Below are 2095 nucleotides of genomic sequence, written 5' to 3' on the forward strand. Positions count from 1 at the left end.
AGAGCTACACGGCTGGCCTGCACCTTCGCGGATCGATCATGTGGTTGAAACGCCTGACGTCAACCACATGATCCGAACCTTCAACAGCTCCTAGACCGCCGGCCGGCCCCGCAGACTCCCCGGACGCGAGGCCGGCCGGCACTCCTCGCCGCCCGCCGACGAGCACGTCGTTCGGCTGAGCCCATGGTCTGGCCCAGCCGCTCGGGCGGTGTCGCGGCGGCGAGGTGGGCGAACGCCAGCGGGGTGATCAGACCAGTGCCGACGCCGATCGCCACCGCCGACGCCAGTACCCCGGCCACGCCGGGCAGCACCGCCAAGGCCAGCCCGGCGGCGGTGACCACAAGGCCCGCCGCGAGACCCGCCGCCATGCCGATCCGCCCCGCGTCCAGCGCCCGGCCGGCCCGCGGCTGGACCACCGCGGCGCACAAGGCCACAGCCGCACCGGCTCGCACCACCGGGGCCAGGCCCGGCACCCCGGCCGCGCGGACCGCCTCGGCCGGCGGCGGGAACGGCGCGGATTCGACGGCTGCGGCGGATGCCTGATGATTCGTCAGTCAGGTGATGGGCGTTCGCCGGTCAACCGATGGCCAAAAATTGGAACTTCTCCTTCCGGTGTGGAGCCGGTACATAGGATGCCGTGAGCGGGTGTCAGTTCGAAACGAACTGCCCGGTTTTCGCGGCACATCACTGCACTGCCGCTGTCTGCGGCGTCCCGGCACCTCGGACGCCCTGCCGCGCGTTCCACCGCCCCGAATCGGGGGCGCACACACGTCGTTGGACATCTGCAGATGCTCGTGCCTGGACACGTGTGCCAACGTTCACTCGGATCAATGCTGACTATCTGCCGACTCTTCTGATGAGGCATCAGATTATTGGTCTTGACCAATTGCTGGTCACGGCAACCTGCCCTCATGCCACAGCTACTCGGTGCAGAGGAACCAGACCAGCGATGGCGCGGTTCAGGCCGCTAAGCAGCTGAGATGGTGGCGCATCCGAGAAGTGGGAACGAACGCCCGAGTGTTCCAACTCGCTGTCGGCCAACTGCGTCCCGCGATGGCGCCGCACCGGGAAAGTGTGGAGGAACACTTGTCGGCCGCTTCATGAGCTCCACGGCCGACGAGCTGCGGTGGCGCCGAACTTGTTAGGCACGGAGGAGGGGATCGAGGACCAGCTCGACCGGCGCGTGCCGGTCGCTGTGATGGTGTCACACCGGCGAGGCACGGAGGAACCCAGCTGGACCTCGTGTCCGTCGAGATTACGCCCCCAGAGGGCAATCGCCACGTTGATGCCGGGGCCGACGCCGGTGGAGGCGAGGGTGTTGCGATCGCCGCCCCGCAGGGCACCCGCCTCCAGCAGCCGACCGGAGTAGCGGCCGTACAGCTCGTCGTTGCGATCCTCGGCCGCCCGGAGGGCGACCGCCACCTGGAGGCTGCGAAGGTGATCGCGTACTGCTTCAGGTTCCGATCCTCGGCCGCCCCGGAGGGCGACCGCCACTGTGCCGCTTCGCTCAGCCGGTCGGCGCAGATGCCGTTGCGATCCTCGGCCGCCCCGGAGGGCGACCGCCACACGTGCGGGCGTTGTTGAGGCCCAGGGTGAGGGCGTAGTTGCGATCCTCGGCCGCCCCGGAGGGCGACCGCCACTCCTCGGTCGCCCCGAAGGGCGACCGCCACGCCGGCCGACCAGCGAGAACCTGAGACCTGATCCAGGACGACATAGCAGCCCGAGGGCCCAAATACGCCCGAACCAGACATTTTGCTTCGGTGCGAAGCGCGTGTCGCGTGCACACTACAGGTTCCGAACCGTGCCCACCGGCTGTCGGCCAACGGCAGTAGGGTCCGGCCATGGGAAGTTTGATCGGTACGGAGGACTCAAGCAGCGGCGTGGCACCCCTGTGGGCGCACAGCCGGAACTTATCAGGCCGACGCCACACATTGGAGGAGCATCTGCGCGGATCTGCCGCTCTGGCACGGCAGTTCGGCGCCGCCTTCGGTGCCGGCGAGCTAGGAGCTGTTGAAGGTTCGGATCTTGGTTGGGCTCGGTTGTGGGCTGGGTGTCTCTGGTAGAACTCGGGGTTGTGGCGCGTTTTGACGTGACG

Annotated in this window: 2 protein-coding genes; one reads left to right on the forward strand and one right to left on the reverse strand. The window is 68.2% G+C overall.

Going from position 1 to position 2095, the window contains the following annotated elements; translation table 11 throughout:
- The first annotated feature begins 183 nt into the window (after positions 1-183).
- Positions 184-543, forward strand: a complete 360-nt coding sequence (locus ACPC54_RS41845) for a hypothetical protein (RefSeq protein ID WP_498972990.1) — start codon at positions 184-186, stop codon at positions 541-543.
- Between the two features lie 555 nt (positions 544-1098).
- On the opposite strand, the gene ACPC54_RS41850 is transcribed toward ACPC54_RS41845, so the two are convergent.
- The gene (locus ACPC54_RS41850; protein WP_498972992.1) at positions 1099-1422 is read right to left on the reverse strand and encodes a hypothetical protein; all 324 of its coding nucleotides are present in this window, start codon (positions 1420-1422) and stop codon (positions 1099-1101) included.
- Between the last annotated feature and the right edge of the window lie 673 nt (positions 1423-2095).

This window comes from Kitasatospora sp. NPDC094028, assembly GCF_049543595.1.
Taxonomy (GTDB): Bacteria; Actinomycetota; Actinomycetes; order Streptomycetales; family Streptomycetaceae; genus Kitasatospora.

What these genes read in the sequence shown, in the direction of transcription:
- ACPC54_RS41845 (WP_498972990.1), top strand. Translation starts at nt 184, where the DNA reads ATGGTCTGGCCCAGCCGCTCGGGCGGTGTCGCGGCGGCGAGGTGGGCG.